The sequence below is a fragment of the Variovorax sp. RCC_210 genome, from assembly GCF_041355175.1.
In the GTDB taxonomy this organism is placed as follows: domain Bacteria; phylum Pseudomonadota; class Gammaproteobacteria; order Burkholderiales; family Burkholderiaceae_C; genus Variovorax.
This window is the reverse complement of record NZ_JBFUPJ010000010.1, coordinates 1-18,304: the sequence shown is the minus strand read 5'-3', so window position 1 is coordinate 18,304 and position 18,304 is coordinate 1. Positions and strand designations below refer to the sequence as shown.

At 64.4% G+C, this 18,304-nt stretch carries 24 protein-coding genes and 1 pseudogene; 21 read left to right on the top strand and 4 right to left on the bottom strand.

Annotation, left to right across the window (positions count from 1 at the left end; genetic code table 11):
- Positions 1-4: 4 nt before the first annotated feature.
- The 17 genes and pseudogenes from AB6807_RS24770 to AB6807_RS24690 all read left to right on the top strand — a co-directional run bounded on the left by AB6807_RS24770 (position 5) and on the right by AB6807_RS24690 (position 8,623).
- Positions 5-319: a hypothetical protein gene (locus AB6807_RS24770; protein ID WP_093303713.1), complete on the top strand. Its 315-nt coding sequence runs from the start codon at positions 5-7 to the stop codon at positions 317-319.
- The gene (locus AB6807_RS24765) at positions 319-1,164 is read left to right on the top strand and encodes a hypothetical protein (RefSeq protein ID WP_371086621.1); all 846 of its coding nucleotides are present in this window, start codon (positions 319-321) and stop codon (positions 1,162-1,164) included. The genes AB6807_RS24770 and AB6807_RS24765 overlap by 1 nt, the downstream gene beginning before the upstream one ends.
- Positions 1,161-1,460 (top strand): hypothetical protein, encoded by a 300-nt coding sequence (locus AB6807_RS24760; RefSeq protein WP_371086620.1) that lies wholly within the window; start codon positions 1,161-1,163, stop codon positions 1,458-1,460. Before AB6807_RS24765 ends, AB6807_RS24760 begins: the two co-directional genes overlap by 4 nt.
- Positions 1,457-1,963: pseudogene (locus AB6807_RS24755) on the top strand (DNA cytosine methyltransferase); the annotation flags it as partial. The gene AB6807_RS24760 and the pseudogene AB6807_RS24755, both read left to right, overlap by 4 nt.
- Positions 1,964-2,042: 79 nt before the next feature.
- Positions 2,043-2,897 (top strand): hypothetical protein, encoded by an 855-nt coding sequence (locus AB6807_RS24750; RefSeq protein WP_371086842.1) that lies wholly within the window; start codon positions 2,043-2,045, stop codon positions 2,895-2,897.
- Between the two features lie 4 nt (positions 2,898-2,901).
- Positions 2,902-3,168 carry a hypothetical protein gene (locus AB6807_RS24745; RefSeq protein ID WP_371086619.1) on the top strand — a complete coding sequence of 89 codons (267 nt, stop codon included), beginning with the start codon at positions 2,902-2,904 and terminating at the stop codon, positions 3,166-3,168.
- Positions 3,165-4,118, top strand: coding sequence for a hypothetical protein (locus tag AB6807_RS24740; RefSeq protein WP_371086618.1), 954 nt, complete (start codon positions 3,165-3,167; stop codon positions 4,116-4,118). The genes AB6807_RS24745 and AB6807_RS24740 overlap by 4 nt, the downstream gene beginning before the upstream one ends.
- Positions 4,115-4,357, top strand: coding sequence for a hypothetical protein (locus tag AB6807_RS24735; protein ID WP_371086617.1), 243 nt, complete (start codon positions 4,115-4,117; stop codon positions 4,355-4,357). The genes AB6807_RS24740 and AB6807_RS24735 overlap by 4 nt, the downstream gene beginning before the upstream one ends.
- Positions 4,354-5,082, top strand: coding sequence for a hypothetical protein (locus AB6807_RS24730; protein ID WP_371086616.1), 729 nt, complete (start codon positions 4,354-4,356; stop codon positions 5,080-5,082). Before AB6807_RS24735 ends, AB6807_RS24730 begins: the two co-directional genes overlap by 4 nt.
- Entirely contained in the window at positions 5,079-5,342 is a 264-nt protein-coding gene (locus tag AB6807_RS24725) for a hypothetical protein (protein WP_371086615.1), read from the top strand. The genes AB6807_RS24730 and AB6807_RS24725 overlap by 4 nt, the downstream gene beginning before the upstream one ends.
- On the top strand, positions 5,339-5,773 hold the full coding sequence (locus AB6807_RS24720) for a hypothetical protein (RefSeq protein ID WP_371086614.1): 435 nt from the start codon (positions 5,339-5,341) through the stop codon (positions 5,771-5,773). The genes AB6807_RS24725 and AB6807_RS24720 overlap by 4 nt, the downstream gene beginning before the upstream one ends.
- Positions 5,770-6,270, top strand: a complete 501-nt coding sequence (locus AB6807_RS24715; protein WP_371086613.1) for a recombination protein NinB — start codon at positions 5,770-5,772, stop codon at positions 6,268-6,270. The genes AB6807_RS24720 and AB6807_RS24715 overlap by 4 nt, the downstream gene beginning before the upstream one ends.
- A complete protein-coding gene (locus tag AB6807_RS24710; RefSeq protein WP_371086612.1) occupies positions 6,267-6,488 on the top strand; it encodes a hypothetical protein in 222 nt (73 codons plus the stop codon). The genes AB6807_RS24715 and AB6807_RS24710 overlap by 4 nt, the downstream gene beginning before the upstream one ends.
- Entirely contained in the window at positions 6,485-6,787 is a 303-nt protein-coding gene (locus AB6807_RS24705; RefSeq protein WP_371086611.1) for a hypothetical protein, read from the top strand. The genes AB6807_RS24710 and AB6807_RS24705 overlap by 4 nt, the downstream gene beginning before the upstream one ends.
- Before the next feature lie 17 nt (positions 6,788-6,804).
- On the top strand, positions 6,805-7,329 hold the full coding sequence (locus AB6807_RS24700) for a nuclease domain-containing protein (protein WP_371086610.1): 525 nt from the start codon (positions 6,805-6,807) through the stop codon (positions 7,327-7,329).
- A 30-nt stretch (positions 7,330-7,359) separates the two neighbouring features.
- Positions 7,360-8,058, top strand: a complete 699-nt coding sequence (locus AB6807_RS24695; RefSeq protein WP_371086609.1) for a hypothetical protein — start codon at positions 7,360-7,362, stop codon at positions 8,056-8,058.
- 31 nt (positions 8,059-8,089) lie between these two features.
- Positions 8,090-8,623, top strand: a complete 534-nt coding sequence (locus AB6807_RS24690) for a hypothetical protein (RefSeq protein WP_371086608.1) — start codon at positions 8,090-8,092, stop codon at positions 8,621-8,623.
- A 75-nt stretch (positions 8,624-8,698) separates the two neighbouring features.
- Here AB6807_RS24690 and AB6807_RS24685 read toward each other — a convergent pair whose 3' ends face one another.
- On the bottom strand, positions 8,699-9,025 hold the full coding sequence (locus AB6807_RS24685; protein ID WP_371086607.1) for a hypothetical protein: 327 nt from the start codon (positions 9,023-9,025) through the stop codon (positions 8,699-8,701).
- Between the two features lie 128 nt (positions 9,026-9,153).
- Positions 9,154-10,290 (bottom strand): DUF72 domain-containing protein, encoded by a 1,137-nt coding sequence (locus AB6807_RS24680; RefSeq protein WP_371086606.1) that lies wholly within the window; start codon positions 10,288-10,290, stop codon positions 9,154-9,156.
- Between the two features lie 379 nt (positions 10,291-10,669).
- Here AB6807_RS24680 and AB6807_RS24675 point away from each other — a divergent pair, with 379 nt between their 5' ends.
- The 4 genes from AB6807_RS24675 to AB6807_RS24660 all read left to right on the top strand — a co-directional run bounded on the left by AB6807_RS24675 (position 10,670) and on the right by AB6807_RS24660 (position 16,827).
- Positions 10,670-11,605: a hypothetical protein gene (locus AB6807_RS24675; RefSeq protein ID WP_371086604.1), complete on the top strand. Its 936-nt coding sequence runs from the start codon at positions 10,670-10,672 to the stop codon at positions 11,603-11,605.
- A gap of 181 nt (positions 11,606-11,786) precedes the next feature.
- Complete coding sequence (locus tag AB6807_RS24670) at positions 11,787-12,746, top strand: terminase small subunit (protein WP_371086603.1); 960 nt, start codon at positions 11,787-11,789, stop codon at positions 12,744-12,746.
- A complete protein-coding gene (locus tag AB6807_RS24665) occupies positions 12,730-14,481 on the top strand; it encodes a terminase (RefSeq protein WP_371086602.1) in 1,752 nt (583 codons plus the stop codon). Before AB6807_RS24670 ends, AB6807_RS24665 begins: the two co-directional genes overlap by 17 nt.
- Before the next feature lie 9 nt (positions 14,482-14,490).
- Positions 14,491-16,827: a hypothetical protein gene (locus tag AB6807_RS24660; protein WP_371086601.1), complete on the top strand. Its 2,337-nt coding sequence runs from the start codon at positions 14,491-14,493 to the stop codon at positions 16,825-16,827.
- Positions 16,828-16,837: 10 nt separating this feature from the next.
- Here the strand turns inward: AB6807_RS24660 and AB6807_RS24655 are convergent, their stop codons facing one another.
- Together AB6807_RS24655 and AB6807_RS24650 are read right to left on the bottom strand one after the other, a co-directional pair.
- Positions 16,838-17,380: a hypothetical protein gene (locus tag AB6807_RS24655; RefSeq protein WP_371086600.1), complete on the bottom strand. Its 543-nt coding sequence runs from the start codon at positions 17,378-17,380 to the stop codon at positions 16,838-16,840.
- A gap of 143 nt (positions 17,381-17,523) precedes the next feature.
- The gene (locus tag AB6807_RS24650; protein WP_371086599.1) at positions 17,524-18,165 is read right to left on the bottom strand and encodes a HEPN domain-containing protein; all 642 of its coding nucleotides are present in this window, start codon (positions 18,163-18,165) and stop codon (positions 17,524-17,526) included.
- Positions 18,166-18,304 lie beyond the last annotated feature (139 nt).

Genomic DNA, 18,304 nt, shown 5'->3' with positions numbered 1-18,304 from the left:
CGAGATGTCCACCATCGACCAAGACCAAGAGCCGGCCTTCGCCAGAGGCATCGCCGGGCCACTCGGAAAGCTGACCGAGGACCTGAAGACCAAGGTTGACCAGACGACTGACGAGGTATTCCGTCGTCATTGCGCTCTGAGCAACACCGACACGGCCACGCTGCTGCGCGACTTCATTTACCTGACCTGCTACGGCAAGACGTGGCGACAAATGGTTGCGGAGAAGTTGATTCATGACGGGGAGCGTACCGACGCGATGCGCAAACTGACAGGGCCTTTTGAGGGCCCCGAATTCGCGCAGCGGGGAGGGCACGCCTGATGGCCCAGATGCAGCTCGATGCTCTGACGACCCAGGCATTGGACGAACTTGTTTCCGGCGCGCGCGCGCCTGAGGCCGCGTCCGCCCCGACCGTCGACAAGGTGACCACGTCAATGGTGAATGCCTACATGGCGTCCGTCTACAGCGAAGCCAATGGCTACGCCTGCCTGTTCGAGGTTGCCAACGGCACCGGCTCGAACGCATCGCGCTCCGCCGACATCGTGGTGCTGAACCTCTGGCCTTCCCGCGGCATGGACTTCAACGGCTACGAGGTGAAGACCGCGCGCTCCGACTGGCTGCGCGAGCTCAAGCAGCCGGAGAAGGCTTGGCCGGTGATGCAGTACATGGACCGCTGGTGGCTCCTCGCCGCGCCCGGCGTGGCCAAGCTCGACGAGATCCCCTCGAACTGGGGCTTCATGGAATTCACCGGTGTGAAGTCTCGCGTCTTGAAGCCGGCGCCGAAGCTGGAGCCCAAGGCCGTGACCAAGACATTCCTCGGCGCGCTGCTGCGCAAGCCGGTGCGCGACATCGAAGGCATGGTGAACCGCGCCAAGAACGCGGCGCTGGCCGAGGTCGATAAGACCGTTGAAGAGCGAATCGCGAAGGAGATGCGCCGGCGCGGCGAGAAGCATCAGGAACTGGTCGACAAGCTCACCAAGCTGCACGACGAGACCGGAATTGACCTACTCGGATGGCAAGCCACCGAGAGCCAAGTGCAGGCCATCAAGTTCGCGCTGAAGGCCGACCCCATGTCTTCGTGGCGCGGCCTGCCCGGCGCTGTAAGGAACGTGGAGCAGGCGCTCGACGCGCTGCGGGAGCTGGAGGGGAAGGTGGCCGAGCAATGACCGTTGCAGAGACCTCCGCCGAAGCCTATCGCTCGCGGTCCCCGGCGCTCTACCTGTCGCCGAAGGAACAGCAGGTCATGCGCCTGTTCCGTTCCGGCGTATCGCTGAGCCGCCAGCAAATCAGCCAGAAGGCGCGCATGCCGATCAACGGCGTGTGCGGCCGCGTCGATTCGCTGCTGGCTGCCGGCCGGCTCGAGGAGCGCGGCTTTCGCATCGATCCCAACACCAACAAGCGCCAGAAGCTGCTGCGCATCCCGCAGCCCGATCAGGCCCAACTATTTCCAAAGGTTCCATGAATGTGGCTCTACATACCATCGAGCTGTGCGCCGGCGTGGGCATGCTCGGAGAAGGACTGCGAGCCGGGCTCGGACATCTGGGCATCGAGACTCGCGCCGTCTGCTACGTTGAGCGGGAAGCTCACGCTGCCAGCGTCCTGGCGGCGCGCATCGAAGAAGGAAGCCTGGACCCGGCTCCTGTCTGGTCCGACATGCTCTCCTTCAACGCTCGAGCGTGGCGCGGCGCAGTGGATTGCGTCGCTGCAGGCTTCCCGTGCCAAGACCTCAGCCTTGCAGGCCGCCGTGCTGGGCTCGACGGCCAGCGCTCCGGACTCTTCTTTCGAGTGGTCGACATCGCTGACGATTGCGGTGCGTGGCTCCTCGTTCTGGAGAACGTCGCAGGCATCGCTTCTGCCACCGCCGCCGCTGTGGACGAAGCCGAGGGTGATGTTTTCGAACGCGCCGCCTCCAGAGTCGTGGGAGAACTGGCCGACCGCGGGTGGCACGCGGAGTGGATCACTCTTTCCGCGTCCGATGTGGGCGCCAGCCACGGGCGCGCCCGTTGGTTCTGCATCGCCTGGCGCATGGCTGACGCCGGCGGGCATGGATCACAAGGGGAAGGCGGAGGCGGGTGGAGAGTTCGCGCAGCAAGCGACCACTTGGGCCACGCCAACGGCGAGCGAGAGCGCCAACCGGACCACGAAGGAAGCCCCGACGCACGGGAACTCGCATGGTCTGGTGTTAGCCGGGCAGGTCGGCACTTGGCCGACGCCGAGGGCCGACGAGCGCAAGCAACACAACAGCCAGGACAACGGAGTAGCGCTTTCGCAGAAGGTCACGCACTGGCCGACGCCTCAAGTGGGAACGGGCGAAAACTCCCACGGGCAGATCAGCGGGGACTTCAGGAACCGGATGGAGGAACTGCTGAAGCAGCCGCAGTGGAGCAGCCCGCGTGCCTCGGACGGCAAGAACGGTGGCCCGATCCAGTGGGACAGCAAGGGCGACCTGATGCTGCCATCGATGGCAGCGCACTGGCCAACTCCGGATGCGCACGCGCGCGAACGGATCAACAAGAGCCAGTCAGCCGGTGCCGCCGAGCGCCCAACGATCGCGCTTGCTGCGTCGTCGTGGCCCACACCAGCTGCTCGGGATGCCAAGGGCGCGAACTCGGAAGAGCATGCGCTTGTGACCGGTGGGGGCAGGAAGCACATGGACCAGCTTGCGAACTTCGTGGCCTATTCGCTCCAGGCCCAGCCGATCCGCGATGGGCAGGAATCCTCTCGGAACACCCTGAACTCGCCCCGGCACTTGAACCCGATTTTCGGTGCGTGGTTGATGGGTTGGCCTTCGGCATGGGTGATAGCCGAGCCGCACGCCTCAAGTGCGTTGGCAACGGCGTCGTGGCGCTCCAAGCTGCGGCGGGAATTGTCGAGCTTGTGCGGCGCGCACGGGGAGTGACGGCATGAACCAAACCCGCCTCGGCTCCCTCATCGAAACGCTGATGAACGTGTGCATCGGCTTGGCCGTGTCCGTCATTGCGAACCAGCTGGTGTTCCCGCGGTTCGGCTTCCACCCTAGCGCGGCCGAGAACGTAGCCATCAGCCTGATCTACACCGCCATTTCGATCGTGCGGCAGTACGTGCTGCGCCGCTGGTTCAACGCTCGGCTACAACGCGCGGCGCACCGCCTGGCAAATGCGGCGCTACGAGAAGGGCGTCCCCAAGCATGAGCCGGCCAGTTCCATACCCCGCAGACACACGCGCGAAGGGCTGGCGCTTTGAGCTCGACCACGAGCGCATCGAGCAGTCAGACACGTGGGCATTGGCGCCAGCGGACGTGAAGCCGTGGTTGCTGATGCTGTGGCTTTCGGCCTGGCGCCAGGAGCCCTGTGGCTCGCTGCCCAACGAAGACGAGCTCATCGCGGTGCGCATCGGCATGCCGATGAAGACCTTCGCCAAGGTGCGCTCCAAACTCATGCGCGGCTGGTGGGAGGCCGAGGACGGCCGCCTGTATCACGACACGGTGACGAAGCGCGTCCTGGAGATGCTGGCCGCTCGCGAGGCGGAGCGCCGTCGGAAGGCCGAGTACCGCCAACGGAAGGAGGCGGAAAGGACGTGTCTGTCCCATGGGACAGACGAAGGACACCAGCAGGACGACACCCGGAGCGACACCGGGAGAGACGGCACCGGAACCGGAACCGGAACCAGTACTGGTAAAGAAGAAAACCACCACCACCCCCGAACTACGGCCGTGGGTGGGGGGGTGGATGGGCAAAGCCCAACGAAGGCAGGGGAGGTCTGCCGCGCGATCAAGGCGAGGAAGGTGGCCGACGTCAATCCGTCGAACCCGGAACTCGTCGCTCTGATCGCGAAGGGTGTACCCGTCGAGACCTTCGAGGCCGCGGCCGACATCTGCGCCAAGTCCACCCCGCCCAAGGGCTTCGCTTACCTGCTCGGCATCGTGAAGCGCCAGCTAGGCGAGGCGGCGCAGATCGCCGCCGGAGTGGGCATGCCCGAGAAGCCTTGGGACGAAAACCGCTCGACCATCGAAGCGAAGGGCGAAGAGCTCGGCCTGGGCCGATGGAACGAGCACGACCTCAGCGTCAGCCGCGAGACGTTTCCCCAGTACACCGCGCGCATTCGCCAGGCGGTGGAGCAACGACAAGGAGTACCCGCATGACAAATGCCGTCACCAACACCCGCGTCGCCGTTTCCGCGCAGCGCATCCTGCACGAGATAGCTGTGTCGGAGAGGCACCTGCAGCAATCCGGCCTGCTGACCTCGCGTGTGAAAGACGGGATCGCAGTCGCCCGCGCCGTCGCGCGCCGAACCCTGAACGACTGCGCCATTCACTTCGCAACCCTCGCGTCGGCCAACGACGGTGCTTTCACCCCGACACCGGAGCCCGAACTGGCATGACGAAGCGCTCTCCTAACATTGAAGTCGATTCTGACGAGGTGTTCGCCTGCATCCGGATGAAGCCCGTTCGGTGGCCCGACCTGGCGCGGACAAGGACCGCGGCCGTGCTCCTGCGCCCCGTCATTGACGGCCTGTTGGCCAGCGGCGCCGTGAAGTTCGTGCGCCTCGGCGGCAGTCGGCACCTCGCTGCAGCCGCGTGGAGCCCGTCGAAGGAGGAGCAACTGGCCGAGATCTATGGGCGTTGCCGCGCGGTCGACGGTTGCATGCTGTGGACCGGCCGCCTTGACCCCCAACGCGGCCCCGCCATGTACGCCGCTTGGGCTGGCACGGAACGCTCTGTGCGCAGGCGCGTCTGGGGAATCCGCAGCCGGAGGCTTGATCGGGCCACCATGGTCGTGATGACCTGCGCAAACCCGGAGGATTGCGTGCTGTTCGAGCACATGCAGCGCGCGAACCGTGGCGTGAAGCTGAAGGGCAAGCCCAAGACGCTGCTGCACCGGAACGCCATTGCGGCAGCGAAGCGAAAGACCACGGGGAAGCTCACCGACGAGAGGGTCGCCCTGATCCTCGCGAGCGAGAAGAGCACCCGGTGTCTCGCGCGCGAAATGGACGTGAGCCAGGCCACGGTGCAGGCGGTGCGGTCTGGCGATCGTTGGCGCAACTACCGCGCCACGCCTTTTACGGGTCTTGACGCCGCCAACGATGCGGAAAGGCGCCGCGCATGACGTGCCCGAACTGCGCCCGCGCGGCTGTGCGCGCTGACTGGCCGGGCTACACCGCCAACTGCCGCGAATGCCTCGCCCGGGGAATCGCCAACGGGCCAGAGTACTGGCGCTCCCGCAAGGATGGCACGCTGCGCGACGAGTACAAGGCGGCGCTGCGAACCATCTGGGGCGAAGAGTGGAAGGACGGGCACGACGCGGTCAAGACCGCGGCCGCGCGCATGGACGCTTTGCGCACCTCGCCGCAAGGAGCGTTGCTGTGACGGTTCACATCCTCGGCATCGACCCCGGCGCAAGCACCGGGCTGGCCGCCTTCGACGGTGGCGCCATCACGTTCCTGAAGACCATCGAGCCTCACTCCATCGAGCACAACCTGCGCCACTACATGCCTGCGCGCGTGGTGTTCGAGGACAGCCGGCTCGAGCGACGTGCCTGGAACGCGCGCACGAAGAAGGACTACGGCGCGGCGCTGGCCACCGCCCGCTCGCTGGGCCAGGTGGATGCCTGGTGCAGCCTCATCACTGCCATCTGCGCCGACCTCGGCATTCCCGCCCACGGCATCAGCCCGACCACCAAGGGCGCCAAGCTGGACGCGGAAGCCTTCGCGCTTGTGACCCGCTGGTCCGCGCGCAGCAACCAACACGAACGCGACGCTGCCATGGTGGCGTGGCCATACCGGAGAACCGCTCGATGACCGACCTCGCCCTCAATGTCGTATGGCCCGACCAGGAGCGGGCCCGCACCAGTTTCCTCGAACGTGTCGCGCCGTGGTGCAAGGAGCAGTGGGCCGCGGGCCGGCGCCTGGAGATCGAGATCCGCCTGCACGAGGACGCGAAGACCGACCGGCAGCGGAAGTACTACCACGGCGTAGTGTTGAAGAGCATCGCGGCCCAGGCGCGGCCGCACGGCGCGCAGGTCTCGCTGGCGGTCTGGAAGGAACATTTCCGCGCCGAGTACCTGGGTCACAAGACCGTCACGTCCAAGAATCCGCTCACGGGCAAGAAGGTGCGCCGCCGGGAGCGCGTGAGCAGCGAGGACCTGGGCGTGAAAGGCTATAGCCAGCTCATCGACAGGGTGAGTGCGTTCGCCGCCACCGAACTGGGCGTGACGTTCTCCGCGAGCTTCGAGCAGTGGGAACGGATGCAAGTGGACCCGGACACGGGTGAAATCATCGGAGCTGTGTTCGCATGACGGTAGTTCCGTTTCCGCGACCGGCGAATGCACAGCTGGACGGCGGCATAACCCACGAGCAGGCGGCAGAAGTGTTTCGCCGCTTCTGCGAGCAAGGGCAGGCCGCGCCAACCATCGCGCACGTCATGAGCGTTCCTTACGAGTCCGTGTGCCAGCTCCTCGGCGGCGCAATCTTTTCCGATCTCTGGCGCCATTGGTGCAATCGGGTCATGCCATGAAGCGTGTCCTCTTCGGCCTGGACTACGACGACACCTTCACGGCCGATCCAGACCTGTGGCGCCAGTTCATTGCGACGGCGCAGGCGCGCGGCCACGCAGTCGTGTGCGTCACCGCGCGCCGGGCGCCGCCCGACTTCTCGCGCGAGCCACGCATGCCTGACAGCGTGCCCATCGTGTGCACGGGCGGCCAGCCTTACAAGAAGCACGCCGCGGCTAAGGCCGGCTATGCCGTCAACGTATGGATCGACGACATGCCGGGCCTGATCGAGCCTTCGTTGGTACTGGACTTCGGCCTATGAAGCGCAGTGCCCCACTCATGCGCACCGAGTTCAAGCGCCGTCGACCCGAGGTCATCGGTGTGGGTCTGGCTTCAGGCCCAGACGTCACGGTGATTGCGAAGGTGCTGCCGGTGTCGGGTCGCATCGTGAGCATGGTTGCGATCAACGACGCCGACTTTCGCGGGGCAATGCCGAAGACCGTGAAGCAGGAGAACCGCACGCTGTTGGACATGGCCAAGGGCCAGCGCTGCCTGCTGCAGGTGCCCGATACGTGCACGGGCGACACTGCCACCACGGTCGCGTGTCACAGCAACTGGTCGGTGCACGGCAAGGCCGGCGCGCGCAAGGCAGACGACCAATGGTCCGTGTGGGGATGCGTGCGCTGCCACCGCTGGCTCGACCAAGGTCCGGCGCCGGCCGCCGAGAAGGTGGAGCGGTTCGCAGCCGCCCACCGCTGGATGGTTGCCATCTGGCAAGACATCGTGGCGGGCATGCAGCCAGCCACACCACGCGAGCGCCGCGCCGCCGAATGGGCGCTTGCTCGCGTCCGGCCCATCGTATAAAGCACCACCCCGGAGAAGGAGACCCACCACATGGACGACGACGACAAAATCCGCCGCAATCTCATTGTCACGAGCGCCGTCATCATCGGCGTTGCTTGGTTCAACGTGTCTCTGCCCGATGTGCTCGAGCGGCTTTTCTCGATCAAGAGCGCGGCGGGCGCGCAGACGGTGCAGGTCGCAGACTGGAAAGTCTGGGTGGCCGCCCTGGCAATGCTCGGCTACATGGCTTGGCGCTACCGTTGGTCAGAGGAAGTTGACAAGGCCTGGAAGCTTTTCGATGAGACCGTCGCCGTGCGCTACGGGGTCCTGTTCCAGCGGATCTACCTGCGCGATGTCGCAAAGTGGTTTCGCGACGGCGCGTATCCCAAAGATGCGCATGAGCAGATGGCGGTCCTCTTCAACCAGGTGTGTCCGCAGACGCTGGTCGATCAGTTGGGCCGGCAACCTGATGCCGTGTCGATCAGGGCTCGCAACGCGCCGTTGCCCTCGAACGGGAACGAAAGCGTTGAAGCCAGCGCCGACTGGAACGATCGGGGGGCTGGAGCGACTGGCAACACCATTCAGGGAAGCATCTACATCGACACGCGCAGGCAGCGGGCGCTGATCTGGCGCTCGAGGGCTTACGCGATGGTGAATTCCAAGGAGTCGATGTCGCTCCTGTGGCCAGTCGTGTTTGCCAGCTCGGCGCTTGTCATCGCGGTCTACAAATTAATGATGTCGCTCCTCTGAGCGATGCCGAGCAATTCACGAGGAGAACAAATTGGCTGATGCCCGCAAATCCACAACCGCCCTGGTGCTCGAAGCCGTGCAGGATCTGTTCAACCAGGAGCAGATCGTCACCCGCGAGACGCTGGCCGAGCTCACCGGCTTGAAGTTGAGCGTGATCGACGACCGCCTGGGCACGCTGGCCGATGACGGCGCTATCCTGCGCGTGCAGCGTGGGGTGTACGTGCCGGCGCCACGGCACCCGCCGGCCCGGCCGATGTCGAAGACCGTGATGCCCGACGGCATGGTCAAGATCGAGATTGGCGACGAGGTGCTCACGCTCACCCCGCGCGAGGACAGGGCGCTCGCGAACCTCATGGCCGGCGCCGCCGCGCAGGCAGCGGCCATCGAGACGGGCAGGAACACGGCGCTCCTGGCGGCCGAAATGGGTGAACAGATCAAGCACCTGCGACGCCAGGTCGCGGCGTTGGAGTCGAAGGTGGACCCGGATCAGCGGCAGTTGTTTGCGATTCCCGACAGGAAAGGGAGGGCGGCGGCCAATGGCTCACGATTTGAGCAAGCGGTGTAGCTCGGCCTGAATGTGGGCTGCGTTGCAGCGGACCGAATCACGGTCCGCTGTCGTACTGTAGGCAGGATGAGCTTGCTAGCTTTCCATGCGATAGTGGTTCATGGCGCTGGTCAGAGCTCCTGCTTGGCTCGCGTTCAGAACCACGTGCCCGAGGCCCAGCGCCACGCTGAACGATTCGCTACGGGGGTTGTAGGTGGCCCCCACGCGGTTCCCTTCGAAGAAGGAAACGATTTCGTCGATGAAGGTGTCGCCAAACCGCTGGCGGAGACCCGCGCTGCGAATTTCCTGCACGGTCAGGCGATACTCGTGATCCATCACGCCGGTTTCCGAGACACGGTTGATGCTCGTAGAGATGAAGGAGTCCAGCGCAGATTCCAGATAGCGCAAAAGATCGGGGCCCATGGTTAACGGTCCTTTAGTGTTGGTGTTAGCGCGATCTTAGTGGTGAATTAGTGGCGTGTCAATCGATGCTTAGTGGGGCGCTAAGCCATTGGCTGTGCCAACGTTGCTGCCCGTTTCGGGCTGGAACTTTAGATCGGCTGAGCGAAGACGGCAGACCAGTGCATATGGCTGCTCTTGTGGTGCCGCATTTCCCGTAGCTGGAACGTGATGCGCATGCGCCCGACGCGCTCGACATCGACTTCGGCGTCCCGCATCTCGGGCTCTCCCTTCACAGGCGGTGGCAGTTGACTCGATGCGGCGGACAGCTCCTCGACCGACACGCTGGCCAGCACGCCGTTCGGGTGGAACGGGTCCTTCAAGTCGGGCATGCGGCCGTCGCCGTACTGCACCAGCATCTTCAGCGCCGTCATCCCGTTGCGGACGCCCTTGTCCTCGTCGCAGTTGTTGAAGATCATGTGCGCATTGCGGGCCTTGTAGGCCAGTCGCACCGTCTCGGCGACGATGCCCTTGAGCTCGTCGTCCGAGTACTCATAGGAGAACCGCTCCGCCGGCGAGGACACCGCCGCGTTGTACGTCTCAGTGTTCCTCCCGTGCAGTCGCACCAGCGCGTAGTTCGGGTTCGTGACCTCCCAGACCTGCGGCACGCTGTTGTTGACGCCCCGCGGCCCGTCGACCACCGTGTGCACGGCGCTCAGCGCGCGCAGCATGGCCAAGGTCTCGACGGTCCGCCTCGTGCCGTCCCACCAGCTGCTGTGCCGGAACTCGATGCTGATCGTGTCCCGCGGCAGCTTCTGGCGGATGGACTCGAGGTGAGTGACCACCCGAGGGCTCGGCACCACGGAAGGCGGGAACTGGAAGTGGATTAAGCCGAGCTTTCCGTTCAGGCGCAGCGGCTCGAGCGATTGGTAGAAGGCTTCCCACAGCGCATCCTTCACCTCGTCGGCGGTGTCGCGGTAGAGGAGCCGCTTCCGGCCAGGCAGCAGTTCCTTGACGCCGCGCGGCAGCACCTGCACGTCGGTCTGGTGCCCGGTGAAGAAGCGGAAGGCCTTGACGTTGAAGACGAAGCCATCGGGAGTGTGGGCCGCCCAGTTGTGCGTGTTCGTCTGGGAGGGGATGGCGTAGTAGCTGCTGTCCACCTCGACCAGCGGAAAGATGCTGGCGTAATAGCGCAGGCGCGCCTCCGGCGTCTTGCAGTCCGGAGGGTAGAAGCGGCCGCAGTCGATCAGTGTCTTCTCGGCCCAGGACGCGTGCCCGACGAGAGTCATGACCCCATTATGGGCACCGCCCGCCAACCCCCTGTAGGGATTCGTCGCATCGACGGCTCGCGCGAACATTCCCTCACCGATCACGGACCCCGAACATGGCGTCAGCCCTGACGTTGGAGTGGGGGGTAAGCCACTCCCGACATTTCCCCTGCTTGTCCCAGGGGGTGCAGGGTAGGACGAGAACCGCACGGTCCAGCGCACATTGCGTGCGTAGTCGGATGGACCGAACCCCCGGCGCCTTCGCCGGACAGTTGTCTCCTCGCGCGGCCTCGACCGCACGTTTGCCCGCCAGGGTACACCTGGCGGGCTTTCTTTTGGGCGTCGCACCAATGGTCTGGGTTCGGGCTTTCAGCTATCCTGACCGCAGGAGTGGGGAATCATGACCGTCTGTGTGGCAGCTATCTGCGAAACAAGCGCATCTGTTATCGGAGCTTCGGACCGCATGCTGACGGCTGGAAATGTCCAGTTCCAGCCGCCGGTTTCGAAGTGCTATGAGCTCACAACTTCAGCGGTGTTGATGGTTGCAGGCGAGATGACCATTCAGGCCGAGATCGTGGCTCTCATGAGAGACAGGATCAATGCGATGCTTAGCGTGGAACCTCCCCCCGAATGGATGCGCATAAGCGAGATCGCGGCCATGTATTCGCAGGTACACAGCGAGTTGCGCGCCAGGCGCGCTGCAAGCGAGTTTCTGGGCCCCCTCGGTCTGACCTTGGAAACGTTCATCTCGCGGCAGACGGAGATGTCCTCGCAACTGGTCTCGAGCCTTGCGACGGAAATGATCACAAAGGCATTTCCGCGTGTGGAGGCAATCATTGCAGGCGTTGATCGAACGGGTGCGCACATCTACGTCGCCGATGGGGCAACAATCTCTTGTCATGACGCTGCGGGTTTCGCTGCGATTGGGAACGGGTGGTATCACTCGAACTCCCATTTGATGTTCTCCAGGCACGGGAAGAATGCGGGCTTTACCAAAACTCTCTGGTTGACCTTCAGCGCAAAAAAGAGGGCAGAGGTAGCTCCTGGGGTTGGAGAGGACACCGACATGTTCGCGGTGCGTGGGCTGGGCCAGCACTTCGAGATCGGCGACCACGTATTGGCTCAGTTCGACACCGTGTACCGCGAGACGGTGGAACTGCACGCCCGAGCTGATGCAGAGTCAGAAAGGAAAGCAGATGAAAGCCTTACAGAGCTTCTTGCGGCAAGGGCCGCTGTCGGGGCCGAAGAGCAGCAGGCTGTTGACACAGCACCGTCCACTGACGGGGCCTCTCCACCAAGCGACGGCAATCAGGCAGGCACAAATGGAGGAAGCTGAACGAAATGCCGCGGGGATGCAGTCGCTCTTCGGACAAGTCTCCAATTTGGCTGTCGCCACATCAATGCCTCTGACTGGCGAAGAGGTCGCTCCAGAGGTCTCGTCAGCCGCCGATTCGCGGAGCCCTTCTATCCCCCTCTAGGGTTCGACCGGCTCGCTGGCGCGCGGAACACTCGCGCGCATGGCAACTCGCAAGCCTGCCAAGAAGCAGGCACCCGCACCGAAGAAGACCACCACCAAGCCCGCGGCCCCCAAGAAGGCCGAGGGCGCACTTGCGCGCAAGAAGGCTCCGCCCGCCAAGACGAAGAAGAAGAAGCCGGCCCGACCTGCTCGACCAGCACCAGCATCCCAACCTGCCCAGATCGTTGTCACTGACCTGCAGCAGCGCTTTGTAGACGAGTACTTGGTGGACCTGAACGGGACACAGGCTGCCATCCGAGCCGGCTACAGCCCGGACAGCGCCCGGCAGATGGCCTCCGAGAACCTGTCAAAACCGTACATCCAGGCTGCCATTGCTGCCGCACGGAAGCTGCAACAGGAGCGCACCCAAGTCGATGCCGATCGCGTGGTGACGGAAGCGTGGAACATCATGCTGGCCGACCCGCGAGAACTGGTCCAGGTGAAGGTCGGCTGCTGCCGGCATTGCTGGGGCGAGGGCTTCAAATTCCAGCGCACCGTGGGCGAGTTCAACCACGATCGCGAGCAGCACGCCCTGAAGGCTGGCAACCTGGCCGACTTCGACGAGAAGGGCGGCATCGGCTTCGATCCGCTCAAGCCACCGCATCCATCCTGCCCAGACTGCGGCGGCGATGGACACGCGCGCGCCGTGCTGGCCGACACGCGGCGCCTGTCGCCACGTGCGCAAGCCCTCTACGCCGGCGCCAAGATGACGAAGTTCGGCATCGAGATCGCCATGCACGACAAGGGCGCGGCGATGGAGAAGCTGTTCAAGCACCTCGGTCTCTACGAGAAGGACAACCAGCAGAAGACCGACCCGCTGGCCGCGCTGCTGCACAGCATTGCGAATGGAAACGGCAATGGGTTCCGACCGGTCGCCAACGACCCGGAGACGCCTGAGGCCCCGACGGGCCCCAACAGCCTGATGCCGCGGGAGGATGTCGACGATGGCCGCCCAGGCTAAGCAGGCCGCGCGCCTGGCCGACGCGGGCACGCTCGACGAAGACGACACTGCGCTGGACGTAGAGGCCGGCCGCGCGGTCGACGTGCAGCTGGGGCATCGCTGGGACAACCGGCGCCGGCCCAAGCGCGGGCCGCACATCGCCAAGCACGCCGAGCTCCTGCCCACCAACGCGGCGGAGCTCGAGCGCTGTCTGCGCGACCCGGAATGGCGCCTGTTCAGCGGCTGCCTGTACCAGATCATCGTCAAGGGCGAGCCGGTCAAGAACGACGAGGGCGAGATCATCGACGAAGGCGATTCCTTCGTCATGCCGTTCAAGCCCAACCGGGCCCAGCGGCGCTTCATCACGCGGCTCTGGCACCGCAATGCCATCCTCAAGGCCCGGCAACTCGGCTTCACCACGCTGATTGCCATCCTCTGGCTCGACCACGCCCTGTTCAATGGGAACCAGCGCTGCGGCATGATCGCCCAGGACCGCGAGACGGCCGAGGCCATCTTCCGCGACAAGGTGGTCTTCGCCTACGACCACCTGCCCGAGGAGATTCGCCAGCGCTTCCCGCTTGCCCGGGCCAGCACGAAGGAACTGCTGTTCGGCCACAACAACAGCAGCATCCGCGTGGCCACCAGCGTGCGCGGCGGCACCATCCACCGCCTGCACGTCTCCGAGTTCGGGAAGATCTGCGCCAAGTTCCCCGCGAAGGCCAACGAAGTCGTCACGGGCTCGTTCCAGGCCGTGCCGCTGTCGGGCATCCTGGTCATCGAGAGCACCGCCGAAGGCACCGAGGGCGAGTTCTATGAGATATGCCAGCGCGCGCAGGCACTGGTGGCAGGAGCGCGAAAGCTCACGCCCAGCCAGTACCGCTTCCACTTCTACGCCTGGTGGCAGGACCCGAACTACTCGATCGACCCGGTCGGTGTTCCGATCAGCGCCGAGCAGCACGACTACTTCGACGAGCTGGAGACGAAGGTCGACGTCAAGATCGACCCGGGCCAGCGCGCCTGGTACGTCGAGAAGCTGCGCAACGACTTCTCCGGTAAAGAGGAGCGCATGTGGCAGGAGTACCCCTCGACTCCCGAGGAGGCATTCCAGCAGTCCACCGCCGGCCACTACTACGCGAAAGACATGGTGCTGCTGCGCAAGCGCGGCGCCATCTGCCAGGTGCCGCTGCTGGACCTGCCCGTGTTCACTTTCTGGGACATCGGGAACAGCGATGGCACGGCGATCTGGTTCATGCAGATGCTGCGCAACGAAGACCGCTTCATTGGCTACTACGAGGAGCACGAGGAGGACCTGCGCCACTATGCGCGGCACCTTCAAGAGCGCGGCTACCTCTACGGTGGCCACTTCCTGCCCCACGACGCCGACCACAAGCGGCTCGGCGACTACAACCGCAGCACCCGAGAGCAGCTGCAGCTTCTGATGCCCGGCCAGGCATTCTTCATCGTGCCGCGCGTCACCGAGCTGATGACCGGCATCTACAGCGTGCGCAAGCACATCAAGGGCGCCTTCTTCGACCTCGATGGCACGAAGCAGGGCATCGAGCGCATCCAGGGCTACAAGAAGAAGTACAGCACCTCCGAGAACCGCTTCATCGACCAGCCCGACAAGAGCAACGGCTGCACCGAAGGCGCGGACGCGCTACGGCAATGGGCCCAGGCCAAGGAGCTGGGCCTGCTGGCCAACCTCACCCAGAACACCGCCTACGTCGAAGCACCCGTCTCCGACTGGCGCGCGTAGGAGCACCCAATGAACATGAACAACAGCACCACCACCCCGAGCATTGAGGAAGAGATGGACGCCAACGGCGCGCTCACCCTGGAGGAATACCGCCAGTTCATCTACGAGATCGAGCAGCAGCCGCCGTGGCGCGGGGTTGCAGACAAGGAGCTCGACTATGCCGACGGCAACCAGCTCGACACCGAGCTGCTGCGTGCACAGAAGGACCTTGGCATTCCGCCGGCGAAGGAAGACCTCATCGGGCCCGCGCTGCTGGCCATTCAGGGCTACGAGGCCACGGTGCGAACCGATTGGCGTGTCTCGCCCAACGGGCAGCCGGACGGCCAGGACGTCGCCGACGCCCTGAACTTCCGACTCAACGAGGCCGAGCGCCACTCGAAGGCCGACCAGGCGTGCTCGAAGGCTTTCCGCCCTCAGGCGGCCGTCGGCCTTGGATGGGTGGAGGTCTCGCGTGAGTCGGACCCCTTCAAGTACCCGTACCGGTGCTCCTCTGTGCACCGCAACGAGATCCACTGGGACTTCTATGCCAAGGAGGATGACCTGAGCGATGCGCGATACCTGCGGCGCGAACGCTGGCTGCAACCGAGCCGCATCGCCAAGGTGTTCCCGAAGCATCGCGAGCTCATCCTCGAATGCGGTCGGCATGGCCAGTCCTGGTGGGTGAACCTCTCTCCGGAAGCGCTTGACGGCGGTGGCTCGACCGGGCTGACGACCGGCGCCTGGGATGCAGCGCGCGGTTGGACTGTGGCCGAGCACAACTGGTATGACCCGGTCAGCAAGGACATGAGCGTGGCAGAGGTCTGGTACCGCCGCTGGGCGGAGGCGACGGTCCTGCGGTCTCCCGACGGCCGCGTTGTGGAGTACGACGCCGAGAACCCAGTGCACAACTACTCGCTGGCGCGCGGTTTCGTGCGGCCGCAGCACGCGGTCATCCCCCGCGTGCGCCGCAGTTTCTGGCTCGGGCCGCACCGGTTGCATGACGGCCCCAGCCCGTACACCCATCGGCACTTCCCCTACGTGCCGTTCTGGGGGTACCGCGAAGACGGCACGCGCGTGCCGTATGGCCTGGTGCGCGGCATGATCTTCCAGCAGGACCGGCTCAACAGCGGCACCGCGGCGATGACGTGGGGCATGACCGCATATCGCGTTGAGCGCACCAAGGGCGCGGTGGCGATGACCGATGAGCAGCTGCGTCGGCAAGTCGGGCGCCGCAACGCCGACATCGTGCTGGACCCCGCACACATGGCGCAGCAGGGCGCGCGATTCGAGGTGAAGCGCGACGTGCAGCTCACCGACCAGCAACTGCAGATGCTCAACGATGCGCGCATGGCGCTGGAGCGCGTGTCGCCGGCGGCCGCCTCGGCGTTCTCCGGCCGGCGCGGCACCGCCACCAGCGGGGTGCAGGAAGAGACGCAGGTGGAGCAGGCGAACCAGGGTCTCGCGCACCTGATGGACAACTTCAAAGCCGCGCGGTCCCAGGTCGGCGAACTGCTGCTGGCGATGATCGTGGAGGACATGGGGCGCGAGCCGCACACCATCGTCATCGAGGGCGATGCCATCACGCCCGATCGCACAATCCTCATCAACAAGCCCGAGACCGATCCGAAGACGGGCGTGGCCTACCTGAGCAACGACCTGCAGCGCACGCGCCTGAAGGTCGCGCTTGAGGACGTGCCAAGCAGCTCGAGCTACCGCGGTCAGCAGCTCAACGCTATGAGCGAGGCCGTGAAGAGTCTGCCGGCACAGTACCAGGCCGCGGCAATGCCGTTCCTGGCCAGCCTCATGGACGTGCCGTTCAAGCGGGACCTGGTGGAAGCGCTGCGCGCCGCTGGCCAGCAGGCCTCGCCGGAGGACATCGAGAAGCAGATCCAGGAGCGCGTGGCGCAGGAGGTCAAGCTGGCTGGCCACGACCTGAAGGCCCGCGAGCTCGACATGAAGGAGCGCCTGACCGATGCGCAGATCAAGCAGGTGATGGCGCAGGCAGTGCAGACCGGTGTGCAGGCAGCGTTCGCGGCCATGCAAGGCGGCGCGCAGGTGGCGCAGATGCCGATGATTGCGCCGATCGCCGACGCCATCATGCAGGGCGCCGGCTACAGGCGGCCCACCCCAGGCGGCGACGACCCCAACTTCCCGACGCCGGCGCAGACCGCGGCGATGAACATCAAGGACCCGTATATCCAAGGCGAGGGGCCGGCGATCGTCGCACCCGAGGCGCAGGAAGAGGCAGGAGCGGCACCGCCGCTGCGCGAGAACACCAGCCCAACGTTCCCGGCGCGAGCGGGCGAGGGCGGGCAGGGCATGGATGGCATCGAGACGGCGCGCACTACCGACAATGTGCCGGCCTGAACTGCACCGTCTACCCAGGTGTCGAAAAGGTCGCGAGGAGCATTCGCGTGAGGTCCTTCACGGGGATGTCCTTGAACTCGACGTCATCCAGATAGGCCGCCTGTTGATTGCCGGCCAGGAAGCGTTCGACGGCCTCGTGCAACACCTTGTAGCCACGCAACCAGTCGGAGACCAGCGAAACGGGTTCGATGCAGACTGCTTTGTCCCCCTCCAGACGGAAGAACACGATGCACGGGAGATGCTGATCCGCAGGTAGACCGAGCTTGCCCATCATGACTTCGTTGAACTCGTCTGCGGAGTACCGGTCCTTCGGGGACCACAGGAAGAAGATGGTGAGGTCTGAGCCGGACAGCCGATGCAGTTCTCGATTGCATGCGTGATCGGAAATGATGTCCAGGGTCACGCCATCGGTGAAATTTGCGAACACGAACGCAAATGCTTTCGCCCGACCGGTTTCCAGGTGCTCCTTGCACACGCGAGCGACCTCCATCTCAAACGATCCGATGGAGTGACCTGCAGGTCCGTGGCTTTTGGGTTCGACGATAGGGCTCATGGGGAAGGAGGCAGTTGGATCTCGGCGCATTCTGCCGCAGCGCTCCCCTTGCAGGGTTCGCTGCGCACGCCGCGTCAACCGTTGGCGGTCGTCTGCCTCAGCCGTGTCTCAGCCGTGTCTCAGCCGTCGCGATGCTGCTTGTCTCACGCTTTCTCCGGCGGTAGAAGTCCAATCTGCCTGCACCAATGGCGCCCGCGAAAGGTTGCGTGGGATTCATACAGCAGTGAACGCAAGCGGACCGATTCAATGCCCAATTCTTGTAGTAGCAACAGGTGATAGATAAAGCCAAGGACTTCGGACAACGCTTGGGCCTCCATCGTCAGTGATTCGCTATCTGCGTCGCGGCGTCCTCCGAAATGTGAAATCAAATTTCGAACATCGGCGCATCGCTTTGCAAACTCTCTTGTCGCATTTTTCTCTACGTCCAGAGGAGAAAGGAGGGAGTCGAAAAGCTCGAACAAGCGCTCTTCAAGCGATGGCTCAGCTGCGTAGGCCAGCCTCCCACTTAGCCACCTTTTGTCTTTCGCCAGTTGGATGTCATTGAGAATCCGTTCAATCTTTTTGTCGAGGGCCGTGATTTGGGATGGTTTACTGCGCCGATGCAGTGCTTCTAAGCCCCAAACCAGACTTGCAAAACGATGCTCAACGTAAAAAGTCATGCCTCTTCGCGTTGCCAGATAGAGATAGATGCCAGGCCCAAGGTCGCGGCGCATCTTGACAAAACGCTGATAGAGCGCTCCGAACTGAAGTTCGATATGGTCGAAGAGCGTGAAAAGGTCATGCAAACGAGGCGCGTCGGACTTTCCTCCCAGTCGATAAAAGTAGGCAGTCGCAATGCGCCTTTTTGGTGAGCGTCCAGTTCACCCATCTTGAGTTCCCCTCCCGCGCGTAGGAGCCTCGTATCCACTTAACTTAGGTGGATAC

Coding starts and splice junctions, on each gene's coding strand:
- AB6807_RS24770 (WP_093303713.1), top strand. CDS start 5: ATGTCCACCATCGACCAAGACCAAGAGCCGGCCTTCGCCAGAGGCATC.
- AB6807_RS24765 (WP_371086621.1), top strand. CDS start 319: ATGGCCCAGATGCAGCTCGATGCTCTGACGACCCAGGCATTGGACGAA.
- AB6807_RS24760 (WP_371086620.1), top strand. CDS start 1,161: ATGACCGTTGCAGAGACCTCCGCCGAAGCCTATCGCTCGCGGTCCCCG.
- AB6807_RS24750 (WP_371086842.1), top strand. CDS start 2,043: ATGGATCACAAGGGGAAGGCGGAGGCGGGTGGAGAGTTCGCGCAGCAA.
- AB6807_RS24745 (WP_371086619.1), top strand. CDS start 2,902: ATGAACCAAACCCGCCTCGGCTCCCTCATCGAAACGCTGATGAACGTG.
- AB6807_RS24740 (WP_371086618.1), top strand. CDS start 3,165: ATGAGCCGGCCAGTTCCATACCCCGCAGACACACGCGCGAAGGGCTGG.
- AB6807_RS24735 (WP_371086617.1), top strand. CDS start 4,115: ATGACAAATGCCGTCACCAACACCCGCGTCGCCGTTTCCGCGCAGCGC.
- AB6807_RS24730 (WP_371086616.1), top strand. CDS start 4,354: ATGACGAAGCGCTCTCCTAACATTGAAGTCGATTCTGACGAGGTGTTC.
- AB6807_RS24725 (WP_371086615.1), top strand. CDS start 5,079: ATGACGTGCCCGAACTGCGCCCGCGCGGCTGTGCGCGCTGACTGGCCG.
- AB6807_RS24715 (WP_371086613.1), top strand. CDS start 5,770: ATGACCGACCTCGCCCTCAATGTCGTATGGCCCGACCAGGAGCGGGCC.
- AB6807_RS24710 (WP_371086612.1), top strand. CDS start 6,267: ATGACGGTAGTTCCGTTTCCGCGACCGGCGAATGCACAGCTGGACGGC.
- AB6807_RS24705 (WP_371086611.1), top strand. CDS start 6,485: ATGAAGCGTGTCCTCTTCGGCCTGGACTACGACGACACCTTCACGGCC.
- AB6807_RS24700 (WP_371086610.1), top strand. CDS start 6,805: ATGCGCACCGAGTTCAAGCGCCGTCGACCCGAGGTCATCGGTGTGGGT.
- AB6807_RS24695 (WP_371086609.1), top strand. CDS start 7,360: ATGGACGACGACGACAAAATCCGCCGCAATCTCATTGTCACGAGCGCC.
- AB6807_RS24685 (WP_371086607.1), bottom strand. CDS start 9,025: ATGGGCCCCGATCTTTTGCGCTATCTGGAATCTGCGCTGGACTCCTTC.
- AB6807_RS24680 (WP_371086606.1), bottom strand. CDS start 10,290: ATGACTCTCGTCGGGCACGCGTCCTGGGCCGAGAAGACACTGATCGAC.
- AB6807_RS24675 (WP_371086604.1), top strand. CDS start 10,670: ATGACCGTCTGTGTGGCAGCTATCTGCGAAACAAGCGCATCTGTTATC.
- AB6807_RS24670 (WP_371086603.1), top strand. CDS start 11,787: ATGGCAACTCGCAAGCCTGCCAAGAAGCAGGCACCCGCACCGAAGAAG.
- AB6807_RS24665 (WP_371086602.1), top strand. CDS start 12,730: ATGGCCGCCCAGGCTAAGCAGGCCGCGCGCCTGGCCGACGCGGGCACG.
- AB6807_RS24660 (WP_371086601.1), top strand. CDS start 14,491: ATGAACATGAACAACAGCACCACCACCCCGAGCATTGAGGAAGAGATG.
- AB6807_RS24655 (WP_371086600.1), bottom strand. CDS start 17,380: ATGAGCCCTATCGTCGAACCCAAAAGCCACGGACCTGCAGGTCACTCC.